Source organism: Nocardia sp. CA-084685, from assembly GCF_050955785.1.
In the GTDB taxonomy this organism is placed as follows: domain Bacteria; phylum Actinomycetota; class Actinomycetes; order Mycobacteriales; family Mycobacteriaceae; genus Nocardia.
This window is the reverse complement of the sequence record NZ_CP192095.1, coordinates 292,176-317,872: the sequence shown is the minus strand read 5'-3', so window position 1 is coordinate 317,872 and position 25,697 is coordinate 292,176. Positions and strand designations below refer to the sequence as shown.

At 65.0% G+C, this 25,697-nt stretch carries 29 protein-coding genes and 1 pseudogene; 18 read left to right on the top strand and 12 right to left on the bottom strand.

The annotated features are described in order from the left end of the window. Positions 1-101 precede the first annotated feature (101 nt). A complete protein-coding gene (locus ACQP2U_RS43425) occupies positions 102-389 on the top strand; it encodes a hypothetical protein (protein ID WP_433717383.1) in 288 nt (95 codons plus the stop codon). A gap of 92 nt (positions 390-481) precedes the next feature. On the opposite strand, the gene ACQP2U_RS43420 is transcribed toward ACQP2U_RS43425, so the two are convergent. From ACQP2U_RS43420 to ACQP2U_RS43390, 7 genes are all read right to left on the bottom strand, one after another. Next, on the bottom strand, positions 482-706 hold the full coding sequence (locus ACQP2U_RS43420) for a hypothetical protein (RefSeq protein ID WP_433717381.1): 225 nt from the start codon (positions 704-706) through the stop codon (positions 482-484). A 397-nt stretch (positions 707-1,103) separates the two neighbouring features. Further along, the gene (locus tag ACQP2U_RS43415) at positions 1,104-2,084 is read right to left on the bottom strand and encodes a hypothetical protein (protein WP_433717379.1); all 981 of its coding nucleotides are present in this window, start codon (positions 2,082-2,084) and stop codon (positions 1,104-1,106) included. A gap of 419 nt (positions 2,085-2,503) precedes the next feature. Continuing rightward, positions 2,504-3,121, bottom strand: a complete 618-nt coding sequence (locus ACQP2U_RS43410; protein WP_433717377.1) for a hypothetical protein — start codon at positions 3,119-3,121, stop codon at positions 2,504-2,506. Positions 3,122-3,221: 100 nt separating this feature from the next. Then, positions 3,222-5,156, bottom strand: coding sequence for a replicative DNA helicase (dnaB, locus tag ACQP2U_RS43405; RefSeq protein ID WP_433717375.1), 1,935 nt, complete (start codon positions 5,154-5,156; stop codon positions 3,222-3,224). After that, positions 5,157-6,587: a hypothetical protein gene (locus ACQP2U_RS43400; protein ID WP_433717373.1), complete on the bottom strand. Its 1,431-nt coding sequence runs from the start codon at positions 6,585-6,587 to the stop codon at positions 5,157-5,159. A 66-nt stretch (positions 6,588-6,653) separates the two neighbouring features. After that, on the bottom strand, positions 6,654-8,822 hold the full coding sequence (locus ACQP2U_RS43395) for a hypothetical protein (RefSeq protein ID WP_433717371.1): 2,169 nt from the start codon (positions 8,820-8,822) through the stop codon (positions 6,654-6,656). Between the two features lie 309 nt (positions 8,823-9,131). Next, entirely contained in the window at positions 9,132-9,746 is a 615-nt protein-coding gene (locus tag ACQP2U_RS43390) for a hypothetical protein (protein WP_433717369.1), read from the bottom strand. A gap of 239 nt (positions 9,747-9,985) precedes the next feature. On the opposite strand from ACQP2U_RS43390, the gene ACQP2U_RS43385 reads away from it, so the two are divergent. The 15 genes and pseudogenes from ACQP2U_RS43385 to ACQP2U_RS43315 form a co-directional block, all read left to right on the top strand. Further along, positions 9,986-10,567 carry a hypothetical protein gene (locus tag ACQP2U_RS43385; RefSeq protein WP_433717367.1) on the top strand — a complete coding sequence of 194 codons (582 nt, stop codon included), beginning with the start codon at positions 9,986-9,988 and terminating at the stop codon, positions 10,565-10,567. A 280-nt stretch (positions 10,568-10,847) separates the two neighbouring features. Further along, positions 10,848-10,997 (top strand): hypothetical protein, encoded by a 150-nt coding sequence (locus tag ACQP2U_RS43380; protein ID WP_433717365.1) that lies wholly within the window; start codon positions 10,848-10,850, stop codon positions 10,995-10,997. A gap of 79 nt (positions 10,998-11,076) precedes the next feature. Then, complete coding sequence (locus ACQP2U_RS43375) at positions 11,077-11,463, top strand: hypothetical protein (RefSeq protein WP_433717363.1); 387 nt, start codon at positions 11,077-11,079, stop codon at positions 11,461-11,463. A 102-nt stretch (positions 11,464-11,565) separates the two neighbouring features. Beyond that, entirely contained in the window at positions 11,566-11,823 is a 258-nt protein-coding gene (locus tag ACQP2U_RS43370) for a hypothetical protein (RefSeq protein WP_433717361.1), read from the top strand. Positions 11,824-11,906: 83 nt separating this feature from the next. Then, positions 11,907-12,818: a hypothetical protein gene (locus ACQP2U_RS43365; RefSeq protein ID WP_433717359.1), complete on the top strand. Its 912-nt coding sequence runs from the start codon at positions 11,907-11,909 to the stop codon at positions 12,816-12,818. A 35-nt stretch (positions 12,819-12,853) separates the two neighbouring features. Beyond that, entirely contained in the window at positions 12,854-14,062 is a 1,209-nt protein-coding gene (locus ACQP2U_RS43360; protein ID WP_433717358.1) for a hypothetical protein, read from the top strand. A gap of 40 nt (positions 14,063-14,102) precedes the next feature. Then, entirely contained in the window at positions 14,103-14,426 is a 324-nt protein-coding gene (locus ACQP2U_RS43355; protein ID WP_433717356.1) for a hypothetical protein, read from the top strand. Between the two features lie 115 nt (positions 14,427-14,541). Beyond that, positions 14,542-14,919 (top strand): hypothetical protein, encoded by a 378-nt coding sequence (locus tag ACQP2U_RS43350; protein WP_433717354.1) that lies wholly within the window; start codon positions 14,542-14,544, stop codon positions 14,917-14,919. Positions 14,920-14,967: 48 nt separating this feature from the next. Further along, complete coding sequence (locus tag ACQP2U_RS43345; protein WP_433717352.1) at positions 14,968-15,159, top strand: hypothetical protein; 192 nt, start codon at positions 14,968-14,970, stop codon at positions 15,157-15,159. A gap of 15 nt (positions 15,160-15,174) precedes the next feature. Next, complete coding sequence (locus tag ACQP2U_RS43340) at positions 15,175-15,795, top strand: hypothetical protein (RefSeq protein ID WP_433717350.1); 621 nt, start codon at positions 15,175-15,177, stop codon at positions 15,793-15,795. 60 nt (positions 15,796-15,855) lie between these two features. Then, a complete protein-coding gene (locus ACQP2U_RS43335; protein WP_433717348.1) occupies positions 15,856-16,254 on the top strand; it encodes a hypothetical protein in 399 nt (132 codons plus the stop codon). A 103-nt stretch (positions 16,255-16,357) separates the two neighbouring features. Then, positions 16,358-17,215, top strand: coding sequence for a hypothetical protein (locus tag ACQP2U_RS43330; protein ID WP_433717346.1), 858 nt, complete (start codon positions 16,358-16,360; stop codon positions 17,213-17,215). A gap of 1,027 nt (positions 17,216-18,242) precedes the next feature. Next, on the top strand, positions 18,243-18,386 hold the full coding sequence (locus ACQP2U_RS43325; protein ID WP_433717344.1) for a hypothetical protein: 144 nt from the start codon (positions 18,243-18,245) through the stop codon (positions 18,384-18,386). A 115-nt stretch (positions 18,387-18,501) separates the two neighbouring features. Then, complete coding sequence (locus ACQP2U_RS43320) at positions 18,502-18,801, top strand: hypothetical protein (RefSeq protein ID WP_433717342.1); 300 nt, start codon at positions 18,502-18,504, stop codon at positions 18,799-18,801. A 97-nt stretch (positions 18,802-18,898) separates the two neighbouring features. Beyond that, positions 18,899-19,096: pseudogene (locus ACQP2U_RS43315) on the top strand (RNA-guided endonuclease TnpB family protein); the annotation flags it as partial. Between the two features lie 4 nt (positions 19,097-19,100). Here the strand turns inward: ACQP2U_RS43315 and ACQP2U_RS43310 are convergent. Together ACQP2U_RS43310 and ACQP2U_RS43305 are read right to left on the bottom strand one after the other, a co-directional pair. Further along, a complete protein-coding gene (locus tag ACQP2U_RS43310) occupies positions 19,101-20,108 on the bottom strand; it encodes a nucleotidyl transferase AbiEii/AbiGii toxin family protein (RefSeq protein ID WP_433717340.1) in 1,008 nt (335 codons plus the stop codon). After that, positions 20,108-20,728, bottom strand: a complete 621-nt coding sequence (locus ACQP2U_RS43305) for a hypothetical protein (RefSeq protein WP_433717338.1) — start codon at positions 20,726-20,728, stop codon at positions 20,108-20,110. Before ACQP2U_RS43305 ends, ACQP2U_RS43310 begins: the two co-directional genes overlap by 1 nt. 436 nt (positions 20,729-21,164) lie before the next feature. Between ACQP2U_RS43305 and ACQP2U_RS43300 the strand changes: the two genes are divergently transcribed. Then, positions 21,165-22,211: an NERD domain-containing protein gene (locus tag ACQP2U_RS43300; RefSeq protein ID WP_433717336.1), complete on the top strand. Its 1,047-nt coding sequence runs from the start codon at positions 21,165-21,167 to the stop codon at positions 22,209-22,211. Between the two features lie 318 nt (positions 22,212-22,529). Continuing rightward, positions 22,530-22,898 carry a hypothetical protein gene (locus tag ACQP2U_RS43295; protein ID WP_433717334.1) on the top strand — a complete coding sequence of 123 codons (369 nt, stop codon included), beginning with the start codon at positions 22,530-22,532 and terminating at the stop codon, positions 22,896-22,898. 3 nt (positions 22,899-22,901) lie between these two features. On the opposite strand, the gene ACQP2U_RS43290 is transcribed toward ACQP2U_RS43295, so the two are convergent. The 3 genes from ACQP2U_RS43290 to ACQP2U_RS43280 all read right to left on the bottom strand — a co-directional run bounded on the left by ACQP2U_RS43290 (position 22,902) and on the right by ACQP2U_RS43280 (position 25,653). Beyond that, positions 22,902-23,747 carry a helix-turn-helix domain-containing protein gene (locus ACQP2U_RS43290; RefSeq protein WP_433717332.1) on the bottom strand — a complete coding sequence of 282 codons (846 nt, stop codon included), beginning with the start codon at positions 23,745-23,747 and terminating at the stop codon, positions 22,902-22,904. A 560-nt stretch (positions 23,748-24,307) separates the two neighbouring features. Next, on the bottom strand, positions 24,308-24,496 hold the full coding sequence (locus ACQP2U_RS43285; protein WP_433717330.1) for a histone-like nucleoid-structuring protein Lsr2: 189 nt from the start codon (positions 24,494-24,496) through the stop codon (positions 24,308-24,310). A gap of 95 nt (positions 24,497-24,591) precedes the next feature. Next, complete coding sequence (locus tag ACQP2U_RS43280; RefSeq protein WP_433717328.1) at positions 24,592-25,653, bottom strand: nucleotidyl transferase AbiEii/AbiGii toxin family protein; 1,062 nt, start codon at positions 25,651-25,653, stop codon at positions 24,592-24,594. Positions 25,654-25,697: the final 44 nt, after the last annotated feature.

The window sequence follows — 25,697 nt, the reverse complement described above, 5'->3', positions numbered from 1 at the left end:
TGTGCGAGCTGTCGGTGCTCTGCGGCATGCTTCGTGCGTACAACCACGTCTCACCCCGCCCGGAGCGCATCATGTCGTCTCGCCTACCGAAGCCAAATCCATTGTCGAGCACTGAGCTCCAGCAACTTGCCGCTGACATCGAGGCAGGCCGCTCGCCCACCGTGTGGTTCACCGACGCCGCGGTCGGCATCGACCAGGGTCGATCCGGCAAGCTGATCGAAATCGCAGACCCCACCGAACCTGACCACCTCCGCGTGAAACCCGCTGGCTCGTCCGACACACTCGCGTTTTCGCCCACCGAACTGACCCTCACTAAACCCGCCCGGCGCCGCACTACTCACCAGCGGCACCACACCAGCGCCGAGACCGCATCGCTATTCGACCTCTGAAGGCCTCGACAGACAACTACGACCGTCCCCGTCCAAACCCCCGCCCCCTCCTTGAAGGGGCACTTCCACCGCAATCCGGCTGCGGCGTCCTCTCAGGACTGTGCGGTCGGCGGGGGCCCTGAGTGCAGGTTGAGGTGTAACGAGTCCAGGTGTGCCAGAAGCTCTTCCACAGCGGGTATCGTCTTCGCCTCGAGCACGTCCTCACCGACTTTCTCCGGCGGAATCGTCGGCCATGGCATGGTCGCGAAGATTCGCCCGAGTGTGCGTGGGTCGGCGGTGATACGCAGGTGGACCCCGTCCTTCTCGGTCGTTGCCAAGTGTGCATACCCGCAGGGGCACAAGGCGGTAAATGCGGTCACTGGGCCGCCTTGGAGTGCAATCTGTGCGAGATGTGCCGGGAGACGAACCGTTCCCATGCAGCACGGCACCCGCACTTCGAAGGAATCAGCGACCGCCCGACTCCGCAAACCCTGAACGGTGGCTGGCCGGCTCGGTTTTGCCGGACGCTTCTTGTTGCGGCTCATGACCTGGAAGCGTAGCCCGGGACTAGTTGCCGAAATGTGGCGAAACGACGCCGACCCGCATCTACGACATCGGGAGTCGAAACACGAAGGCCCAATGGTCCGCAAAGCTACCTGCACACGAAATAGCATGGTCTGGAAGGCGGGCGGATCACTGACCCCTCGAATCCGCTTGGATATTCATCCCGCGACATCACAGTCCGGCACCTGCGCCATCCGCAAAGAAGGTCCTCTCCACCGCCGGCGTTCGGTGCCCGAGTCGTTCCGCTTCTGGCATCGCAGCGGATGACGCGACGGAGGGTGCCTCGTGCTTGACGGGCGGAAAGGTGTCATGACGCCCTTCGGTGGCTGCAACGAGCCCGTCGGGCAATACAGCTTCTGCGCCCTGCCCGCTCGCAGACACGGCGGCTTCAGTCTCAGCCACCTCGTAGCCGCGCGTGTAGTCGGTCATGATCTGGTGCACGGTGATCTCTGGCACCAGCCAGACCTGTTCGCCGGTCTCCTCGTGGACGGTGACCGCGGCCGCGATGACGGGGTTCTCCGCTGGCAGGCGCGGGGCGCCAGTGGTGTAGGCGTCTCGTCCGAGCTGCTCCCAGTCGACCTCCCCGGCGACCACAGCGTCGAAGGATATGACGGTCGTGCCGGAATCGGAGTGCTGGGCAACGGGTTCCGCATCGGATCTGTTGATAGACGCTGCGGGTTCGGTGGTCGGTGCGAGCGCGGCGGCCAGGTCGTCCTCGCCGACACTGGGGACACGCGCCCACGCCGCTGGCGAGGCGACGGGGTTCGCTATGACGTTCTCGGCATCAACGGTGTGCACGGAAGTGCCCCAGGGGGATTCGGTTTTCACCTCGAGCTGACGGCGCGTCGCATTGGGCAGAGTGACATCGTCGAGCAGGCGTCCATAGAAGATCCCCGTCTCGTCGGGCCCGCCGAAGGTATTCAGCCATAGCAGGGCTGCCCCGGGTCGCAGATCCTCGGTCGGATCCCCGGTCCACGTGAGGCGATCAGACAGCAGGAGCGCCTTGGCCGCCTCCACCGCGCGCTCCAATTGCCCTACGATCGCATCCTTCTCACCGGAATCGAAGTCGGCGCCGGCCGCGAGTCGCTCGACGGCGTCGGTGGCCGCGTTGACGAGTTGATGGGCGACGGTGTGGGCGACAGGAATGCTCATCGGTCAGTACCTCGATCTACTTTTGTGAGAGAAATGCCGCTGGTGACCGGCTTGGCCGGACCGGGCAGGTGGTCGGTGTGAGCGCCTGGACCCTTTGGTTGATCTCGATCCGACGCCGCTGCTGCAGCTGTGCGACCAATGCGCACGGCGGGGCCTGTCCATGAACTCGCCTGCGACAGGACCCAGCTGCTGGTGTTCCTCGCGCCCCCGGGTATCGCAAAGTGTGCGAGGACCAGGTGCTCGCCGCGATCGATCTCGCTTTGCCCCACGCGCATCGCCAGATCGTGCAACAGCACCGCGGCACCGCTGGTGAGTCACGGTCCGATTGCCTCGGGCGTGGATTCGTCAATCGAGGCGGGGTTGCGCTTATGGTGATCGCACTTTGCCGTCGGCTGTGTTGTGTTGGCACACATGAGCATTCACAGCCCTACACCGGAGTCTGCACCAGTGTCTGGTTCTGGCACCTGCGGTTCGGAGGTGGCGCTGCCACCGCTGTCGAGGTGACGTAGACGGTGGACAGCACGGAAGACATCCGCGTCGGCAATGCGGCCGTCGGCATCGACAACGTCGGCGACAGTGAAATCGAGAGCTACCGCATGCTCCGTCTCGGCTGCCATGAGCGCGTCGCGCACCTTCGTCGCGCGGGCTGCGTGTGCTCGCTCGCGCCATTCTTCGATGGTGGCCAGCACGGAGTGGACGGTTCCGCTGGTTTCGTACAGTGACGGCTCAAGGGGGGCGGTGCCGCCGTATTCCACTCGCACGACACGCAGGCAGATCTCGTCGTCGCGGTTGTTGCGGGCGGAAGTGATCTCTTCAGCGGTGCGGTCGAACAGTTCGTCGTGGCTGGTGAGGGACGAGATGGGCATGTAGGCGGTGACGAGTGCCGCCGGGTCGCTGCCTTCTCCGCTTGTGCGCCACTGGATGAACAGCCAATCCGGGTCAGCGGCGGGTTCGGGCCCAGCGGAGGCTGCGTCTGGGTCCTCGATCATCGCGTTTTGCAACCGCAGTCCCTCATCGTATTCATATGCCATGGTCATGCTGCCTTCGTCTTGGGATCGGTTGTTGCCTGCGTCGGGTTGGGGGGCAACCCCACTGCTCTAAACGACATGGTTTGACAGAATTTCGATAAACAACTACTCAACCTCGAGCCATGTCCACGAACCGGGACAAGTGCAGTTGGTGGGCAACGGTAATGGTGGCTGTGGGCCCGTTGCGGTGCTTGCCGATGATCAGGTCGGCTTCCCCACCGCGTGGGTCGTCGCGATCGACAGCGTCCGGGCGGAACAACAGGATGGCCATGTCACAGTCTTGTTCGAGACTGCCGCTTTCGCGCAGGTCAGACACCATCGGCCGTTTATCGTTGCGCTGTTCGGGACCCCGGTTGAGTTGGGAGATCGCGACCACCGGCACCTCGAGTTCCTTGGCCAGCAATTTGAGGTTGCGGGAGAACTCCGAGACCTCCTGTTGACGGGACTCGACCTTCTTGCCCGAGGTCATCAGCTGCAGGTAGTCCACCACAATGAGTCTCAGGTCGTGCCGCTGCTTGAGCCGCCGCGCCTTGGCTCGGATCTCCATCATCGTCAGATTCGGGGAATCGTCGATGAACAGTGGCGCATCGCTGATGTCCCCCATTTTCCGCGACAAGTTGACCCAGTCGTCGTCGTTCATCTTCCCGGTCCGCATGTCGCCCAGCTTGATCTTCGCTTCGGCCGACAGGAGCCGCATGACGATCTCGGTGTGACTCATCTCCAGTGAGAAGATGACGCTGGTCATCCCGTGTTTGATCGAGGCGCTGCGCAAGAAGTCCAGACCGAGGGTCGAGTTGTGGGTCAGGATCTGCGCGTCCCCGGCCCGATACAGATGATCGGACGCGGCGACCTCCACGCACCGCACTGGCACGCTCGCCACGGGGCGCACCGCGACGATGCGGTGGGCTACAAGGCGTTTGCGGTCGGGGATGCGGTGCGCAGGGCAGCCGTTAACGGCATGCACCGAGGCGGCGATGTCGCGGGTGGTGCGGATGGCGAGGTGTTCGCCGTGGTGGCTGGCGATGGTCAGCCACTGATGCTCGGCGTCAGCGACTATGACCGCGCCGTTGTCGAATTCCACCTCGAAGCAGTCGCGGTCGGTCAACACCTCGGTGACGGCGGTGACGCGGGTGGGTTTGTCATCGGAGCCGATCAGATAATCCCCGACTTGTACCTGCCCCATCGTGGTCCAACCACCTTGTGGGGTAGGCAGTTTCGTATCCAAGGCGAGGGCTTTGCCGACACCTGGGCGGGCGGCGATGATGATCATCTGACCCGGGTGCAGGCCGCCTGTGAGATCGTCGAGGTCGGTGAGCCCGGTCGGCACTCCCGCCGCGCTCTTCCCGGTCGCGATCTTGTCGATCTCGTCCATTGTCGGCTGCAGCAGCTGCGACAGCGGCAGGAAGTCCTCACTGCGGTCACGGTTTTCGGTGGCGTCGTAGAGCGCGGACTGGGCGCGGTCGACGACCTCGGCGACATCAGCGCCGTCTGCACCGGCGTACCCGTACTGCACGATGCGGGTACCTGCGTCCACCAGACGCCGCAGGATCGCTTTCTCGGCAACGATTTCCGCGTAGTAGCCCGCGTTCGCTGCCGTCGGGACGGTCTGGGTGAGCGTCATCAGATACGGTGCGCCACCGATTCGTTTGAGCGCGCGCCGACGGTCCAGGCCCGCGGCGACGGTCACCGGGTCCGCGGGCTCCCCGGTGGCGAACAGTTCCGCGATCGCCTCGAAAATCACTTGATGAGCGGGCCGGTAGAAGTCGGCGGCCGTCAGCACCGATGCGACCTCGGCGATCGCGTCCTTGCTCAACAGCATCCCACCCAGCACCGATTGTTCGGCGACGACATCATGTGGGGGCTGACGCCCGAACTCCGGATCCACACTCGGCCTGTAGCCGCCGGATCCGCGACGCCGACCACCATCGCTGTTGCTGTCGTCGTAGTCCTCGGGGGGTGGTGTGAAACCGAATCCGGTGTCTTCACCAGAGAATTCGGTGACATCGGCGTCGGTGAGGGTGCCTGCTGGTTCGACGGCGGTCATCTACACCACCCCCGCCTCGCCGAGCCCGATGGTAGCGATGGGTTCGCTCACCTCTGGGGCATCGGCGAAGGGCGCCACACTGTCCCTCGCCGACGACCCGCCGACACCTATGCTCGCCACCAAGACCACAGCCGGATCAGCCGTGGGCGAGTCTGCCGCCGCAGTGGCCTGTTCGGCGACGCGGTGGATGCGTTCGAGTTCCAGATGGGCGAGGGCAATGGTGTTGACGCAGCTGACACCGGGATCGGTGACCGTCTGCCACCGCAATCCGACCTCGCGGGTGTTGCGTTCGTCGAGAAGCCGGTGGAAGGTATTCTCCTCGGTGATCGCGGCCCACAGCTGTGGTGGTGTCCAGCTGATGGCGGGTTCCTCGAAAGCATGCAGGGAGGCGATCACCCGTTCGGCCTGCAGTGCCTGCATCCGGCTCAACACGCCACTGTCGTGGTCGCGGGTGTTGGCCAGGATCGGTTCGGCCAGTTCCCTGATCGCGTCACGCCACTGGTCGTGGGTTTCGCCCATCACTGTGTACCGCTGCCCGTGTCTGATGCGCTCGACCAGGTCGTGAGTCGCCTGCTCCAGTTCGTAACGATCCATCCGCGTGAAGGGCGGGCACGTCGCGAGGCTCATCGCCCGCAAACCGGGCGCGTCGACAAATTCGCTGTTCGGGTCGGGCGTACCTCGATCGGTGATCGCCAGCCCGCGCACACGGGCGAGGTCGGCGAGTTCGATGCTGTATTGCTGCCAGGTGCGGTCACCGATGCGGTCGGCGCGGGCGATGCGCCAGTCGTGGAAGAACTCCGGGTCGGTGACCGCCCGCCACGCGTCGCCGCGCTCGGACCCAACCGCTTCGAACGTCACCAAGGCCGCGAAAACCCGCTCACCACGGGCAATCTCACCAACAGTGACGATGCCAGCTGCAGGATCGGTGTAACGCAGAGTCGCCGCGATCTCGGTGGCCAGTTCCAGCAGCTGCCGCTCCCACTGTCCCGGCGCGAACGATCGGCGGCCATCAACAGCGGCGACATGGTCACTCAACCGCGTGAACGCTGTGGCCAACGCGTCGCGATCTGCGAGCACCTGCGGCGGGGTGGCCTCGACGCGGACCCACCGCAGGGTCGGGATGTCGGGGATGTGATCCGGAGGGAGAACCGATCGCAGACCCAGACCTGCCCGGTTGGACACCCACCAGGCTGTGGCCAGTGCCTCGTCGGTGACCCGTTCGGCGATCAGCCTGGCCTCGGCACCGTCGAGGATCTCCACGACGATCCTCCCGGCGCGCCCGGTTTCTCCCGCGTCCGGCAGTACTCCGGCGCGCAGACCGGCCAGAACGGCCCCTGCGGTGGCGCGGGCGTCGGCGGGCGCGGCGCGCTTGTCGCGCCCTGACCGTGCCCGCGCCACCTGTGCGCCGAAGGTGTGCAGGGCCTCGATCATTTGTCCGCGTGTAGTGGGAATTTCAATAGTGTTCTCAGGCATCGGTTTTCCTCTGGTTGTGCCATGTCAGAAGGGGAGAGCAGAAGACAGGGGCGGTGGCTGCGTTCCCAGCTCGGCGGTCGGATCGATCGGTGCGGGAGCATCGACCAGTCGGGTCGATGTCCTGGCCGTGGTGGGTTGGGTGCCAGACGCGGCGGCTGTCAGGGCCGGGTCGGCGGTGGGGTGGGATCCTGGTGGCGTGGCACCGGATTCGGAGCCTCCGGTCACCGTGATTGCGGAGGGCAGATCCGGCGCGTGGACCCCGGCGCGCAGGTCGGCGATCGCGGTGGGGGTGATCGAGGCCACGGTGATCAACCGCTGCGTGAGCGGCCCAGCGTCGATATAGCCCAACTGCCCGCCGTCCGAGTCGAGCAACGTGACGCGGAACCGCTCGTGCTCGCTGGTCTCGGCGTTGTCGGTGACCGGGTTGGTGAGTTGGACCCGCAACCCGTTGTCCAACCGTCCGCGGATGGCCCACGACCCCTCACCGGTTTGTTGCAGCGCCGCGCCGTCAGCGCAGTGGCCAGCGACGAGGGCGAGGGTGTCGGTGCAGTGGACACTCAGCAATGTGGCTAGATCTCCGCCACGGCGCGCGACCTCGGCGATCAGCGATGGAATTGCCCACTTGGCGCCGTCGAAGCCGCCCAGAACGGCGGCGGCGGCCGATGGATCGGCGACCACCCGTTCGGCACTGGAATTGATGTGGCGGTCCACCGCGTCCCAGTCCGGCTCCATGTCCTCGGCCGCCTGGCGCAGTTGCTGCTCGTAGCGGTCCTCCGGCTCGAAATCTGGGTTGCCCCTATAGAACTCGGCGTCCTCAGCTGCGCGGGACCGTTCGCGCTGTTCGTATTCGGTTTCGTGTGTGGCGATGTCGTCCAACCGGGCGCGGGCGGAGGCGAGGTTGTCCAACCACTGGTAGCTCTCCCTCACGCTGGGATCGATCCCGGCGCTCTTGCGTTGGGCCTGGAACTCGGCGGCGTTGCGTTCGTCCAGCCACTGCTCGTAGTCGCGTTCGTGGGAGATCAGCTGCCACAACCGGCCTGGCGCCTGGGCCAGGGTGGTCGGTTCGAGCGCGACGAGTGAGGCCAGTACCCGCTCCAACTGCGCGGCCTGAGTCGTGCTCAACCCACCCCGGTCCCGGTTCGTGGTGGTGACCAAGATCGGGGTGGCCAATCGCTGGACCCGCGCCCGCAGCCGTCCACGCTCACCACCGACCGCGCGGGCAGCCTCGGCCGCCACCATGTGCACGGTGTTCACCGCGCCACGCAGTCCGGCCAAACCCCGCACACCGCTGCGGTGATCGTCGATGTTGAGGGGGACCAGTCCTGGGCAGTCGGTGAACTCTGGACGCTGCTGCTGGTAGGAGTCGACCAGGGCGCGGGTGCTGATCGGGACGCTGCGTGCCCGATGCACTTCGGCCACCAGCGCGTGGTGGCGTTGCACGATCAGACCCCCCTCCTGCGCGGCCCGATCGGCGCGCCACCGGTTGAACCGGTCGGGGTCGGTGACCAGCGCGACGACATCATCGGCGCTGAAGAGTTCGAACTCTGCGAGGGCGGCGAAAACCCGCTCCGCACGGGCGATCTCACCGATCGTGAGTTCGGCGGCGGGTTCGCCCGAGCGCAGTGTCGCCGCGATGTGCCGCGAGAGCATGAGTAACCGCCACTCCCACACGCCAGTCGAGGCGAACCGGTCGTCGTCGCCGATATGGGCGGCCAACTCCCGCAATCGGCTGAAGAAGCCGTCGCGGTCAGGAGATGCATGCCGGGCGTTCACCTCGATCTGCACCACACGCAGAGTTGGTATGTCCGGGAATGACAATCCGGGGGCTTCCCGCCACCGATGCGGGCGTTCCCGCGGCGACCTAGTCGCGTCCAGCCACAACTCGAACAGCGGCTCGTAGGTGGCGCGGTCGGCCAGCAACGCGGCGTCCCCACCGGCCAGTGCTGACGCCATGACCCGCCGTAGCCGCGCCGCTTCGAACGCGTCGCCTGGCGCGGTGTCCATCACACCGGCATCCAGAGCGGCGGCGACCCGGGCGGCCATGGTGCGGGCATCGTCATCGACTGTGGTCGCGTCGCCGGTGCGTGTACGCAGACGTTCCAGGTACGCACTCAACTCGTCGAGGGCATCGAACACTTCCGCCCGCGATCGCAATCCAGGATCGCTGATGATGTCGAAAACAGTGTCGGACATGGGTTTCCTCCCCTAGAGGTGGCGAGTCGGGCAGAACACAGTCACCGGCCGAGGACCAGGCCGGCCGTGGATGCGGGCACCAGCTCGGGACACGAGCAGGTGCGGGACTTGGTGAGGGGAATCGAGTCGCCATACGCCGACAACCGGTGAAGACAGCGCACACAGCGCAGGTGTGGAAGTGGGGCGCACGACCGCACTTGCCCAGCTTGGGATGTGGGCAGTGCGCGCACCCCACCGTCGAGACACAACCGCGGTGGTGGCGGGCAATCGGCACTGGGACATGAAGACTCCTCAGCTCGCCCCAGCCGATCAGGCGAGGGTATCGCCGCAGGCCGCTCCCGTATCCGGGAAGTCACACAGGCTGTCGGAGATCACCGGGGTTGCACTGTCTTGCAACAGGCGCTCGAGGTCGTCGAGCAACGTCCGCGCGCGGCCCGCATCCCGCTGGGAGAGTCGCCCATGTACCGCCTCCACCGCTGCTTCGACTCGCGCCAGCGCCGCATCAACACTGGTGGCGGGCTCGGCGGCAGGGAGGTGGCGCAGCTCAAGGGTTTCGGTGTAGGCCAGCCGGTGCGTCTTGAGGTAGGCGATGACCTTTTCCAACCCGGGCGCGCCCTCGCAGTCGTCCTCGGACAAGGCCACGTGTTTCCCGCTGTTGCATGAGCCGAGCCAGCCGAGATGGTGGCCCAGCAGCGGACCCAGCCCGTAGAACTGGTCCTCACTCATCGCATCGACCGTCACGTGACGGTCAATGACCTCACCGCCGGCTACGTGGCCGGTGCCGGTTCGGAAGTCGTTGTCCCACAGCGTTTCCTGATGTGCGCAGTTGCTGTCGGCGCAGCGCAGTTCTCGGCCGGTGCCGGTGAGGGTTTCGACGAGCGCATTGCCGCAGCGCGGGCATGGAGTCGCGGTGAAGACGTGCATCAGCGTGCGCCTCCGATGGAGCGAGGAAGAAGCAGATCCAAGATTTGTGTGCATGCTCGCATGGTATGATGCTAGCATCATAGCGAACGTAATGAGGTGGCCTGATCACCACATCAGGCAGGCGGGCAACGGAGCCCGTCTCGGGCAAACACCAGCGACAACGATGTCGCCCCGGGGCTGCTCGGGCCTCATCCGGTTTCTCCTCTTCATGACTTCACATCCGCGATCGGAGACCTGTAGTGACCGCGACCGTCACCCACACCGATGCCGCATCAGCGCCGTCCGCACAGACCGCGTTCCGCCGCTTCCGCGCACTGCTCAACGGCGGCGAATTCGACGCCCTGACCAGCAAGGGGGGCAGCCTCGACGGGTTCACCACCACCAAGGCCGACACCCGCCTGATCCGGGTCACCACCCTGCGCGTCGTGTCCCGGGTCACCGATCCAGGCACCGGCGTCCAGCGGCTCGCCCCACTGGACTGGGCGGTACAGACCGATTTGCGTGAAAACGCAGATGGCACGGTGGTCGAGATCGAGGACAGCCGCGCCGTCATCGCATTTCCCCTCGAGCCGGGCCACCAGGACCCCTACTACCGGGCCCGCAAGCGCGGGATCAAAGCGGCGCGCCTGGTCCAGGATCTGCTCAGCACCGACCCCTCCCGCACCCCCTCCAAAACCACCGAAGCCCACATCAAGGCTTCCGCCGCCCGCCTCGGCATCCGCCGACCCCCGTCGCACGCCACCTGTGTCCTGGTGAAAACGATCCTGCACCTGGCGTTCATGAGCGGCACCCAACGCGCCCCCAAGCGCGACACCCCCTAGACAGCGGTGGTGCGGTACCGACCTTTGCGTCTGCCGTGCCACTGCTCACCAACCATCCATCCCTACAATCGCTCCCCCGCCTCCGGAGCCAAATCCGTACCCGCCCAACCGCACTCGCTGGTGAGCCGTGGGTCGATCTCGCTCCCCACGGCTCGCGACGGTGGGTCCCCTCCCCAGCTGTCCGTCGCGTGAGCGACGCGGGGCCGCAATCCTCCGCGGTCCCGCGTCCTTGCTCCCTCTTTCACACCCTCACCCCTCCGCTTCCCAGGAGAACTCTGCCGTGATCGCCCTGCTGCTCACCATCTCCGTCGTCCTGACCGTGGTCGGCCTGGTCATCGTGATTGCCACCTACATCGCCTCTGCTGGACGCCACCCCCAGGCACGGCCCGCCCTGATTCGGGTCAGCACTCAGCGCCCGCGCCGCCGCTGACCTACCCGCACGGTCGTATCCCCGTCTCACGCACGCAACCACTTTCGGCACCAACCCCACCGAGCAAGGAACGAATCCCATGTCCGCCAGAATCTTCGCCCGCACCGCCACCACCGTTCTCACCATCGCCGTCATGGCGGCACCGGGCCTGGCCTCTGCCCAGCCTCCCGGTGGTAGCACCCGTGATGTCAAGCACTGCAGCGTTCTGAACACTGATGTGTGCCTGGAAGTTTGGTCAGAGTTCGGCATCGTCAAAGCCCAACCCTCGGGCCCCAAGAAATACGACTTCTTCCTCGTCGATTACACCGACGCGGCCGGAGCGACCCGCCACACCACCACCGCTGGGGCGGCGATCACTCTCGGACGCTCCTCGCGCTACACGGTCACCACACAAGGGGTTGACGACGCCTGGTTGCGCACCTCCGGCAGCACCCACAGCGACCGCGTCACCGTCACCTGGCCGTAGGCCCCAGCTGCATGGGCGATCGGACCCACACCAGCTGTGCAAACCCACGTCCCATCAGCAGTCCAACGCTGATACCACCGACGTGACCAAAGGGATTCGCCGATGACCAACCCCGCCCTCACCTTCGACAGCGATGCCTTCGGCGACGACAGCCCTCTCGACATCCTCAACGAGGCCATCGCCCACGGATGCGACCAACACAAGATCATCTCGTGCGCGTTCGAAGCCCTGACCCGCGATGGCAGCGACGACATCGATCTCGACGGCAACGACCGCGAAGACTTGGCCTACTCCCTCACCACCGCCGCGCGGTCTCTGCGCGCCGCCCACAGCTTCCTGTTCGCCCACACCGTGCAGTAGCAGCGACTGAAACCGGGCGCTTGCACAACATCTCCCCCCGACGAGCACCCCGCTGATCGTTCGAAAGCGAAAGGACACCCACTGTGACCTCCACCCTCACCACCGAGCCTGAGCAGACCACACGCGAACAACACGACCGCGACCGCGCGCTGATCGAGTTCGCCGAACGCAGCGGCCTGGAACTCGACCTCGGCGACATCGTTCACCATGTCGCCAGCCTGCCCGCCACCGACATCAACAACAGCGCTCTGGACACCCAAATCGGTTACCTGATCAGCCACCTCGGCTACACCGAGATCGAGCGCACCATCCGCGACCTCGGTGTCAACAGTTTCCAGGAAGCTCTCGAACAGGTCCGGGATGCCACTGCCGCACTGAACGGGCGTCTGCACGATCCGAGCGACCCCCACACCGTCGCCGCCGCCAAGACCGTCGGTGCCGCCGTGGCATCCCTGCGCCATATCCGCGCCGAGCTGGCTGCGTTCGTCGCCGCCACTCACAGCGGCGGCGATCCCCTCGCCGTGCTGCTGAGCGCACTGCACACCACCGCATCAGCCGAAGCCGACGGGCGGGTCGTGTTCGTCATCGACCACAACGATCCGGCACCGTTCGTCCTCGACGAGCCCGCGTTCGCCGCGTGGGTGAACGCGATCAGCGAAGAAGACCTGTTCACGCTCATCCCGCACCCGAACAACGAATCCCCCGCCACCGATCTGTCGAACCTGATCCGCACCGCCCGCGAGCACGGCGCGTTGACCGGTGACCCCGACCTCGGGCTGATCGTGGCCGCCGACGACCACCCCGCCGGGGCGGGATTCCACATCCACTTGTTCAACCTGCACGGAACCCAGCGCCTAACCACTATCACCAGCACCTGGACCGAACTGTCGTTCCCGCAACCAGGTACCGGCCTGATCGGCGCCGCCCGCCACCACCTGCGTGCGGTGTGCGCGGCCGCCAACACCGTGCTGTCCGGTCTCACCACACCAGCCTGACCACACCCATTCCCTGTTTCGGCAAGGACACCGCGATGACCACAACCACCACAACCACGCTCAGTGAGGTCGACGCCGTCGAACTCACCCGAATCACCTCCCTCGCTCACAGCGTGGGCTTGGACTCCTTGGACTTACGCGCCGATGTCGAGGAAGCCGCCACCGGTGAGGCCGACCCGGAGCAGGCCGCCGACGACCACAACGCTGGGCTCGACACCCAGCTCCGCTACCTGATCGGTGTCCTCGGAGCGGAGGGCACCGAAACCCTTGTCCGGGAGGCCGCCGACCGCCGTGCCGATACCGCGCTGGCCGCGATCATCTCCTCCGCCACGACACTGCGGGAACTGCGGTCCGGGCCCAGCTACGCCCCTGACCGCTGGCAGCACGCCACCACCGAACTCGTGCACGCGCTCGAGACCCTGCCGCGCGCGGTGTCGGCTCCCGCGCCCGACGACCCCGACGCGGAGTTCTTGCGCGCCCTGCACCGCGCGCTGACCGACACCCCCGCCATGCGTGAGCAGTACTTCGACCGCAACCTGCTGCTTGCCGTCGCGGCGAAGCAGCAGTTCATGCTTGCCGCCCGCGGTGCCGCGACCGCACCGATGCTGTGTGACAACGTGGAAGCCGACCCGCAATTTCTGGTGCTCTATCTCGAATTGCCCGCCGACGACGATGGTTTCGGCAACCTGGGCACCCCGCGTCAGATCGCCCGCCACATCCCACTGGAGCTTCTGAAGTGGTTCCTCCCCCACGTGGAGCAGGTATCGGCCACCGACTCCCGCGCCCCCTGGTGGGATCACAGCGATAAAGCCGAAACCTGGCGGCGCATGCAGGAATGGGTCACCACCCCTACGACGGGCTCCGACCCCCACGAACCTGGAGCCGACCCGGGTTTGCCTGCCCCGAGAGTGCGGGCCAGCCGCTACGAGGTCACCTATCTGCCCGAAGACCACCCCGACTTCCACGGCTTCTTCGTCGAGGTGATCAGTCGCGGGTTGGGCCGCTGGCTTGTGAAAGACGTGTTCGGCCGCTGCTACAGCCGCGATGGTCACCGCGATCTGGAACCAAGCCGCTCCACCCGCACCGACGCATGGTGCGAGCAGTTCTGGTTCACCGATCTGGCCACCGCGATCACCACCGCCACCCACGTCGCACCTGCCCTGAAGGTCAACGGCCGCTTCACGCTTCGGCAAGCCCTCGGAGACACCCCAGTCGATGGTGGAGGCGAAGTCGCGGACTCCTAACCGGCACAAAGCCCTTATCCCCGAAACAGGAACCTGACCCATGACCGACCCTGCCCGCGCCGAGATCCTCGCTCACCTCGCCGACCTCATTGAGCACACCAGCCAATTCACCTCCACCCTCACCCACCTTCGCGACTGTGTCATCACCGACCCCGACAACCCCGCCGTGCTCGACCGTCTGACACAGGTACTGCATGCCGGGCTCGACGGACTCACCGAAGCCCTGCAACCCCTTCCCCGCTCCACGCCCGTCGCCGCAGTTGTCACCGCGCCGGGCCAGACCCTGCACGGGCGTCGCGCCCGCCGCGCCGCCCGCACACGCAGCCATGGTCGCGAAAACGACGAGCAGTGCACCTGCCGGTGACAACGACCTCAAGGTCGGCCGCGACTACCTGCACCCTTCCGTTCTGCCCGACACGCCATTCCTGGCAACGACCAGTCCACCTACCCCCCTCACAAACCCTCTCCGGAGATCAGCCATGCCCGACCCCACCGTTCTCGATCCCAGCTCCCCCGAAGCCTCCACTGGTTTGGAATGCGAAACCGATTGCGGCAACTGCAATGTGTGTTGGTTCCTCGACCGGATCGCCGACCTCGAAGCGACCGTGCACGCACTCAAGCAAACCCTGCTCGGCGGCGTGCCCGCGGTCGCCACCAGCTTCGGCTACCAGTTCACCAAACAAGGCCAGCGCACCTTGACCACGGAGGAAACCGAAGACCTCGACCAAGCCCGCAACGCCGTCGCGCACCTGCTGCGCACCCAGAAGCTCCGTGACCTGACCCCCGACGCGGTCGTGGTCTCACGCTGTCTCTCCGCCTGGACCCCACGCACCGACCTCTCCCCCACCCTCGGCTAGCCCCATGCCACCAAGCACTGGGCGATAGTCAGCGAATTCACCGCCGGCATGGCCGGCGTCGGCGGCGGGCTGCTGGTGATGACGCTGCTGCGAATCATCGACATTCCCAACCCTTATCGCGGTTCGTTCATCACCGCCATCGCCCTGACCACCGCCTTCGAAACCCTGGTCTGCCTGACCAGCTACCACATCTACCGCGGCCGCACCCGAAACAACGACCAGCAACCATCAACCCCTTGAAGGCCAGGAAAGCCCATGCGCCACAACACCACTGACACCTCCAGCAGCAGCCAGCGCGCCCCAAGAACCATCTCCCCGATCGCCGCCGCGATCATCGTGGTCACGGTCAGCGTGATCAGCGTGTGCGCCGCTGGGTTGGTGGTGGCCAGGACGCTGCTGCTAATCATCTTGGTGCTGCTGATCACGATCTGGGTGCGTCGCCAGGTGCTGGCGCGCAGCGTCGACCCTGATCTTCGCGCCAGCCATGCCCACCTGCTCGGCCTGCTGCGTGGTCACCTCGCTGGACGCGATGGTGCCCACATCGAGGTCGGGCCCGACCTGATCGCGTCGGTCTGGATCGACCCGATCTTCACCATCAGCGTGGGCAGCAATTGGCATGCGATCCACGACCGTTGGATCCTCAACATCCTGTTCGGCGACCAGCTCACCATCAATCTTCCACTCCCCCGCGGCGCTGACGACGGCAGTTCTGCCCCAGCTCGCCTCTACCGGCTGTGGCCGCAGCGCCCCGACCGCACCACCATCACCCACCTCGACACCCTCGACGACCCGACCGGTGAACAACACCCGCGCGCGCGGATTGCCACCCTCGCCGAACTCGACACCCTCATCGCCGTGCTCGCCACCACCCACTGACCACTACCCCGATCACCCGGATCTGGCTGCACCACAACCTCTTTCAAGGAAGGGCCTCTTATGGACCACCCTGGCCACCACGACCCCGCGGTCACCGCGCGGGCGATCGACCTCGTCGCAGCTGGGACCTACCACCGCAGGCATCAGCTCGGCATGCACCCGCCCGGTGCCCCTGCTCGATGGGAACACCTCAACGACCGCGAGCGTCAAGCACCGCGAGCCGAAGCCACCCACCCAGTCACCGATCTTGCGGACCTGCTGGCAACCACCACCGAACTCACCGCTCGCACCCAACAGTCACATACCCCCCGCACCCCGACCATGGCACGCGCTACCCGCGTGGCAGCAGCAGCCACCCTCATCAGCGCCGCCCTGGCCGCCGGTTTCGGTGTCATCCACTGGCGTCAGCGTGGTCGCCGATCGAAGCCGGTGATCCCGAACCCACCGAATTCGCCCTAGTGCAGGGCACCATCCCACCCCCATGCGCAACGCGGCCCGCCACAACCTCGTCAACGACAGCCCCTGCCCCACTTTCCCTTTCCTATTCAGGAGCCCCACCCCGATGACCACCACTTCCCCGCGCCGCCGCGCGACAACGCGGCATCGCAAGTCAACTCCGACCACCCACATCGCTCGACGGCGGGAACCAGGCCTCGTCGAATTCACCGTCGACCCTTCGACCGGGACCGGGCACGCGGTCATCGAACTGCCCTACACCCAACCGGTGCTGACGATGAACACCAAAGCGGCCACCATGCGAGGACGCATCGGCGAAGCCGACAAAGCCAAGGACGTCCGCCACACCGTCTACATGCTGCTGCGCGCCGCGAAACTGCCTCAAGATGTCGCCCATGTCGTGGTGTGGCTGCACTACCAGCCCGTCGACAACCGCACCCGCGACACCGACAACCTCGCCAATACCACCAAACCCATCTACGACGCGTTCACCCGCACCCGCGCCGCGTACACCATCCGCACCGGACCCAAAAAAGGCGACACCGTCGAGGCGCAACTCGGGTGGAGCATGGTGCGCGACGACGACCCCCGCTACATGAGCAAACCCGAACCCAAAATCCACGACCCTGTCAAAGGCGAGCCCGGCCGCATGTGGCTCGACATCCGCTGGGTCACCCACGTCCGCACCACCACATCCCACACCGCGCTCGCCGCCGCGATCAGCGACCTCGCCGACCGTGTCCTGGATCTGCAGGACCTCCTCGAGGGCCAGCAGGTCGGCGGCGCTGACTGGCAGCAGGCCGCCACAGCTTTGCAGGCCGCACTTATCGGCCTGCACCAACACACCGCCCTGTCTCCCAACGCCGCCCCCAGCCTCGCCCGCGGCCCTCACACCACCCTCAACGAGCTGTGCACCACCGTGGCTGCCCTCACTTCTCTGAACATCACTTCTGACCCCACCTAATCTCTTTCAACCACAACCGATTTCACCGATATCTGAAGAGAGCACCAGGTCGAAGACCCTTAAGCAGCCGCTGCACGGATAGGCCCGACCTACACGCTGATCACTTCCTCGCCCTCTCAAACACATTCCCCCACAACACCACCCACCGAGGAGCACCAATGACCGCCCTTGACACCCTCCCCGCAGCCGACCAACAAGCCATGCGGCAAGCATTGGAGCGCACCCGCACCATCTCCACCCAACTCACCACCAACGCCCATAACCGCGACCTGACCCCGACCGAACTCCACACAGCCCTCGACACCCTCGAACTCATCGCCCCCCTTCACCCGCCACCCCGGCCCCGCTGTACGCGCCGCCTGGCACACCGCCGTCCGCGCCGATGCGATGTCCAAGTCAGAGAGCGGACCAGCATAGGAAGCAGCGTCGTGATCATAGAAGGAGGAGTGGAAACACCGATGCCTGCTGCCACCCGAGAAACGACCACCTACTGGCACCAGGACGATGAGCCATGAGCGACAAAATTCACTGTGCGCCAATCGAAGTCGACGGCAACCATGTCCTCGCTCGCACCGCCGGACTGTTGACCGATGCCGACATTGCCGCCATTCGCGAATTCCAGGAACTCCTTCGCCGCAAATGGCGGGGCCAATCGCGCGTGGGGTGGCACGAAGCCAAACCTGTACGGAGACACAATGACCGACCGTGACCTGAGCGTCGAAGGGCACGCGCTGCTCGCCGTTCTCGACACCGAACTGCTTCCACTCGACGTCGACCGCGCTGTCACCGACCCCGACCAGCGCGCTCGTGGCATAGGCGATCAACCGTTTGGCCGTCGAGCTGGGCATCGTCGATGCAGATGCGGTCCCCTGCTTTGCCCCCGACCACATCCCCAGCGATCAAAAAGACTCCCATGGCGACCGCTGACAACCCCCAGCCCGAGGCATTCCCACCCGGATCGAATGTTTTTGCGCAGGTGGTCGCACCAACATGGTGGGCTGCCGGCTATACCGGGGCGGCGCAACCCATGAGGAGCGCCGCCAGCGGATTCCGGTTCGCCACCGACGATCTCTGCCACTGCTGGGCACCGCTGTTCAAACGCTTCGGCGCCGAGGGCATCGAAACCATCTGCGATGGCGGCCACGACCTCACCCGCTTCCCGAGGCCATGAGGCACGCCACGCGAGCGATCAACTCACTGCCGCTGGCGACAATCCTTCTGACATCGGCCAGGGCAAGAATCAGGGAGAGCCCGTGCCCCACAACGATTTTCATCCAGTCAGCCCAATGAGCGAGTCCGAGCACAACCGACGCCACTATCGGGAGTGGGACCATCACCGCATCGCCTGGCTCTACGCCGTTGCCACCACTGTCTTAGCAGTCCTGGCGGTCTTGTCCTGCCTGCAGGTCATAGCCAGCGAGCAGCCCTTCATGACCACCATCGGTTGGCTGGCCTTGTCCGCACTCACGGCCGGTGGCGGCTTCACCAACCTCAATGCCTCCCGGCGCATCACTGCCGAGCTGGACCGCAGTGGCTGCCACTGCCCGCCCCGGCCACTGCTGCGCGGACCTCGCCGGACTTCGTAACCGGCGCCAAGGTGTTGCGGTGTCCGCCCGTGTATTCATTGCGGGTTCCCTGGGCAACGAGCAGCTCGATCCCCGATAGGTTTCCCCACCCCGGTCCCGGTCCCGGTCCCGGAGAGACAATCGGCAGAGCATCCGGTTCACCGCCAATGCCCGCTTCGCGGTCACCGATGGTGGGAAGCTGCGGTTACCGAAGATCGGCGACATCGCGGTGCGGTGGTCGCGGGAACTGCCCTCAGCCCCGTCGTCGGTCACGATCATCTGTGATGCTGCCGGACGGTATTTCGCGTCATTCGTCGATGTCAAAGCAGGTGGGCGCTGGCCCGGATCTTTTGGAGGCAGTCGTCCACGGTTGGTTTGGTGCCGTAAACCAGCTTCATGGCTGCGGCGAAGCCCTGGCGCAGTGGGAGTTGGCCTGCTGCATCGGGATCCACGAGGGGACTGTGACCGAACCCGCCAGCCGGTCGGGGTGTGTAGTCGAAACCTGCTGCGGCGCTGTGGTTGTCGATGTCGGCGCACAGTGCGGCGACCTGCTCTTGGCCCATTGATTCCAATGTCGCCACGACGTCGGGGCTGGACAGCAATTGATGGATGTCGTACAGGTGGCGGGCCCCGCGCTGTAGGTTCGCGATTGCTTTCTCCTCCGGTTGGCGGGCGAAGCCGTCATGGAGCATGCTCAGCTTCTCGAGCATGGTTCGTTCGGCAGCGAGAACCGTGACCGTGACCGGGGCGAACTCCTCCCATGTCTGTGCGGTGTCTCCGAACTCCCGCTGGGCGTGATCGGCGACCATGGACCGCAGTGTGTGTGTCTCGATCGGGAAGGCACCCCCTCGGCAACCCATCTCGAGCAAAACGGTGTCGGTGACCACTGCCTCTGTTTGGGAATACGCCAGCAGTTTCGGATACAGATAGCGCACGTTGCGTTTGACGCCGGTGGTGGACTCCATCGGCCGCATCGCATTGTCGGGCAGTTCGAGGTGTGTCGTCACCGCGTCCCGGATCTGCTTCAAAGCGTTGTCGCGCGCTTTGATGCTGGACCCGCCCTCGGGGAAGGAGATCAGCAAGTCGACATCTTCTGAGAACCGCTCGATCAGGTTGAAGACGCGGCTCAGGGAGGTGCCTCCCTTGAAGATCACGATCACTGGCTGGCTGCCGGTCGCGGTGGTGACCTCGAACGGTTGGAAGCATGCCCTCAGTACCTCGGTGACCCAGAAGTCCTTTTCGACGAACAGCTGGTCTATTTCGTGGGCGGCGGCAGTGGAGGCGATCAGCGCGGACAGCTCATTGGGATGCTTGCGCAGCTGTGGCATCAGGCCAGAATGCCTGAGGCGTTCAGATCCTCGGTCAGGCGCGCCAAGTTCTGTCGCAGCGTCGGCGAGCGCTCGCCTTTCACGGCCTCGGTGATCTCCCTCCAGCGGATTGTGTGATCGGCCAGGGCGTGTTCGATCGCGGTCACCAGTGCTGGCCAACCGTGGTCGACAGCTGTTTCCCATCCGCCGCGCAGTAGTTCCAGGATCGCGATCTCTGGTGGGCGCAGCTTCAGCCGCTGCAGGTTGTTGCGTCGGGAGATCCGCACTCCTGGTACTGCGGTCGGCGGTGTCCCGACCACGGTCCATGTCGGCGTGGCGGGCACTTGTGTGGTCAGCCCGAGGGCCCGGGCGGCTGAGAATCCGGTGGGGCCGCCGCCGCGGGGGGCCAGGATTTCGGCGGCGATCGCGTCGGCGGGCGGGCGGGCCTGGCCGTACCGGGTTGGGCCGCCGGTCACGAAGTAGACACCATTGCGGACTTTGATCAGTCGCCCGTCCTTCTTCGCTCGCCACACCGCCGAACTGGCCGCGTCACGTGACCCAGGAAGGTCTGCAACGTGCACAAACATGCCCGTTGGGTAGTTCTCCAGCGCTTTACTGGGGCTCGCGACCGCTGTCGTCATGACAGAAAACTGTATCGAAATTCTGTCATGCAGTCGAGAGCGCGGTAGCTCAGATCACTGGAGGGAGCGCGCCGTGTTGGGTGAATGACTGCCGCTCAATCTCGCTCGGAGATGAATTGCCGAGCACGCGAAGGCCTTTCAGGTTCGGAGACCCGAACTAGAAATGCTAGCGTGGTAGCATGCTATCAAAGCGAGCGAAGGGAGCGGAGATGCGAGCAGTACAGCCGCGCCGGCGTTCGTCCATCCACACACACATCCCCCGGATGTCCCCGGTTGATCATGTCGGGCGGCACTGATGCCTCGTATCAACCACGTCATCGCCGACCAGCCCGCCGATCAGGTACCGCCAGCCCCTTCTCGGGCGAGACGGAAGTCGACCAGACCGCAATCACGCACGGACGGTGCTACTGCTGATGAACGCCGCTCCGTTCCTGCAGTGGGCGATCTGTTGATCATCAACGGCGATCGCAAGCTCGATCGCCCCGAGCGTCAGATCATCAGCTGGCTGCACAGGTTGAGCGACTCGCACATGGTCAGCGGCGTCGCGATCTCCGGTTGCCGGGTGCCAGGCGAGGTCGATCTGCTGATGTTCACCCCCGAGGGCTGCGTGGTCATCGAGGCCAAGGGCCCTAGTTGGGAGGCAAACGGGCGACTGATTTGTCTCACCAACGGCCAGTGGTACTTCGAGGACGCACCCGACGAGCCCGCTCTCAAGACCTCGGGCAATATGAACCCACTGATGCAGGTCACCCGGAATCTGTACCAGGTGAAGGACATCATCACCGCGGCCGTCGGTGAGGATATGCGCCTCAATGGCCTGGTCATTGTGGTTCCAGGCCCAGGGGCCACCATCACCTTGGAGAAGCCGTCGTTCCTGGCCGATGGCTTCGACGTCCTGCTCGGCACCGGGCCGGAATCGTTGCACACCTATCTGCGCAATATGCCGCGCCGCGCGAGCGATTCCTGGGACGCCGACACCGTGTTGACCATTCTGCGTCGGCTCGAGGTCGGCAATGTTGTCACACGCGATGACTTGCTGGCGCGCGGCTTCCCCGCACAACCGCCCCTCACCCAGACCACCTACGCGCCTGTGCAGCCGAACGCCGTCGACGCTGCGCCTGCCCGCACGCCCGCGACGCGGCCGGTCGAGAACCTGCCGGTACTGGCGCCATCACGGTTGCCCGCCGTGCGTGACGTCGAACCTGCAGCGGAAGCCAGCCAACTTCACACCGCCATCAGATTTGCGGCTACCGCGATCGGCGCGGCGCTGATCACCGGTCTTGGGTGGGCGGTGCTGCAACAGTCAGCGAACCAAGCACCCGCGGGTGGCCCGCACCCCACCAGCGGTCAGCTCGCGCCAGCACCGCAACAGCAACCAACTTGGGAACCTCCGGTGACAGTGGCTCCGGCGCCATCAGCGCCACCGCCGGTGACCAAGCGCCCCGCGCCGCCAGCGTGCTATCCGTTCGATCCCGCGTGCTGACCAGGAGGCCTTTGATGACCGTTGTGGCGATCGGCGACCTTAGGAGCTGCAGCTCGGCCAAGCAGTGCAGTGCAGCACACCGCCTTCTGTGTGCTCACTTTCCAATTAGCGCACCATGGGCGAACCATCGCTCGATCATGCTGTGCTCGGATGCTAGCATTTCGGCATGCTAGCAACGGGGCGGGGCGATTTCGTGTGTGAAGCCGATGGGCGTCGACGGCTGCCGCGCGCCATGCGTGCATGCGTGCATGCGAGAGTGCGAGGATAGCGGCCGTGGACAACAAGACTACGAGCCGCCGGAACCAGGTGAGCTACCGCTTGGAGGACGACCGCGAGCGGGATCAATTCATTCGCACCCTCAACAAGTGGGGCGAGGCGCACGACGTCCCGGCGTCGAAAGTGAGTCAGCACGTCCACATCAACACTGCTCGCGCCATCATGGAAGGCACATTGCCGCCCGAAGCGATCATCGAGATGCGTGACCACGCGGCAGATCTCCGTCAAGAGGACCCCGAGGTCGCGGCGGCAGCCATCGACGAGCTCGGCGAAATCCTCAAGCGACACCTCCAGATGAACTACGCCCAGTGGTACGAACATCAGAAGAACGTCAGCTCGAAGATCGACAACGCCTACGATCTGACCGAGCAGATCATGGAAATCCTGACGAAGCGGTCGCCGAAAAAGTAGTAGTCAGCGCCGATCCATGCAAGCGCCGACCGAGGGGGTCATGGGGGTCAGCAGCAGCAGTTCGTGGCTTCGACCGGCAGCGCAGTGGTGACTCAAGTTCCAGCGTGTCGTCCCGTGGATGGACGTGATGAGAAGTTCGCTCCGCTGCATCTGGTGGTCGTCGAGGTCGGATCTCCATAGTTGGCCGAAGGCAGGGTTGTCGCTGCAGGCCTCGACGATTTCGGCAATCCGCCCCATCGGCACAACACCAGGGCTGTACACGCGGAACCGGCAGATCAAGGGGCCGATGATGTCTACCCAGTTCGCGATGGTTGCCGCTGCGCGTGGATCTGTCACGAACTGTTCGATCATGTTGGTCGGGCGTTCCGATGTCGCTGGTGCCGCGCCAGCCCAGGGGAACAGTGTTTCCGCAGCCTGATTGGCATGAAGGATGTCGCAGGTGGGGGTGGCGAGGTACCAGGCTGGCACGTTCAACGACTCGATGCGAGCCCGGTCGAGCGCGTCCAGGTGCGGCGGAGAGGCATCCGGAGCCTTTTGGTCCAACCCTGCTGCGATGAGCGCGGCCAGTTTCCGTCGCTTCCACAGCGGCACGTCCAGCTTCTCACACCATCGCTGCAGCATCTGAGGGGAAGCGGTCCGCCGCCCGGCCTCGTAGAGATGGATCGCTTGGGCGCTGACGTGCAGTCCTGCGGCGACCTGTGGCTGAGTTCGTCCCGCCGCGATGCGCCATTGTCGCAGCATTCGCCCGATCACGTACTTGCCCGAAATCGCAGACAGTTCCGAGAGCTCACGAACCTCACGCAGGCTGACGGGTTCATGCCCGCAGCCCGCTACCAGCGGGTCCGCCACGGGCTCACCGTGCGAAGTTTCCGGTCCAGGATCACTCGGTTGCACCGCGGCACCGGGCGTGCCGATGGTCACGAGCTTGTGCCGTGTTGGCCTCGGCAGGCTCGAAATCGGGGCGGTGGCGCTGTTTCGGCTGATGCGGCTGCTTGGATCCGCTTCGTCAAGGCCCTGGTGCGGCCGCGCTGCTTGACCTCGACTTGCATGTGCTGCCCCTCGCTGCAAACCAATCCAGCACGCTGATGTGAGTGACCTGGATTTGATGTAACTACGAAGTCTTCTGAAATTACCTATTCGCTGTCAATCATCCGTAGTTGCACATACCGTGCACCTTCGAGCATTCCGGCTGGTTACCGAAAGGACGTGCCGGAACCGAAATACACCAAATGTGTCAGTGCGAGACAACTGCGGGGATCTCTGTGGCACAGATTGTGCAACAAGCCACGCGGGCAGCAGCTATGCATTCACGCTGAGATGTCAGATCGACATGCTCGCGCGCGCGATGGCGCCGTGGTTCGCGTGTAGCACCATGGATAGAAGACGGGGTCAGCGGCTCGTGATCGATGTCAGTGCGGCGTTGGGCTGGTCATGCGCGCGGATTCGCACCACAGCCCGAAAAGGCAGCGGAGTTTTGCGGCGTTTCTGCTGGACAGGTCTATCTCATAGTGGCTGCCGTCGAGGCTGAATGACACAGTTTCGTCGGCTTCGGATATTCCGTCGAAGTCGTCGATGATGGTTATGGCAACCTTGCGCACGAGACGTCCCCTCCAAATTTCATTTCGACGGATTCGGATTATGCCGTGCAATCCAACATTCCGCACGCTGCAGCGCAGGCATGCCGTGCGGAGATTCATATATCCAGTACAGCGCTCGCTCCCTCGATATCGGAGGGTGGCAGCAACGGTGTGGGCTGGGGGCGGCTATCCCCACGGGTTGCGGCGTGGCGGTGGGCATCGACCACTGCGGCCAAGTCATCGGTCATTGAATGGTGGTCGAGATCCCGATCCCAGCGCTGATTGCGGGGATTCCATGTGCCGACGGTGACGGTGCCATCCAGCATCGGGTTCACGCAGCGCCCCAGTGCGCCCAGTGCCGCGTCGAGCGTGTGGAGCCTACGCGGCAGCGTGGTGGTGGCGGCGAGGATCGGATAGTGGTGGGCCCATTCCGGACTGGGGGCGTGCACAGCTCGAGGAAAATTGATCCCGCGATGTTCGGCGAGCGCGGCCTGGACAGTCGCGGCATCCAACGGGAGGTTGTGGGTGATCAGTAGAAGGTCGGCAAGGTCTCGCCACCGGCTGGAGGGGATGTTGTTGCGGCCGCCGAAGAGCTGATACATCCCGGCGATCTTGTCGGCCACTTGGTCTGCGATCGGATAGATCGTCATGGGTGGTGGTCTGCGGATCTCGGCGAGTTCGAGTACCGGTGCGGGTGTGATCCGGTCGACGGACCCGACGACACTGCGACGGACCGCAAGATCGATCCGGATCGGCGTCATCGACAACGTGGTGCCAGCAAAGTAGGGCGTCGCGAACAACGTGGCGCCCGGATTGGCTCCGCGGAGTTCATTCTTGACGGTGATGCTGAACGCGAAAGGGTCGCTGGGGTGTGGGCCGGCCAGGTCGTGGAGTTCGTTGATGGCGTTGTCGACGTCGAGGTGTCCGCCGCGGTGATTCAGGTCGATGTCCTGGCTGTGGCGGGCGCCGGGGAGCCGCACCAGCAGCCCGGTTCCGCCAGCCAACATCCATGGGCCAGGTTGATCGAATACCCGTGTCAGGAACCGCTGCATGATGAGTTGCTGGTGTAGTTCGGCGACGCGGCTGGCGTAGTCGCGGCCGCTGGCTCGGGCGGAGGCTTCGATGAGTTGGCCGAGTTTGTTCTTGAGCTTCTTCGCTTCTCGTAGCGCGGGGTCCACTGTCGATCAATCCTTCAAGTCGTCGAATCCTGGCGCCAGTAGCC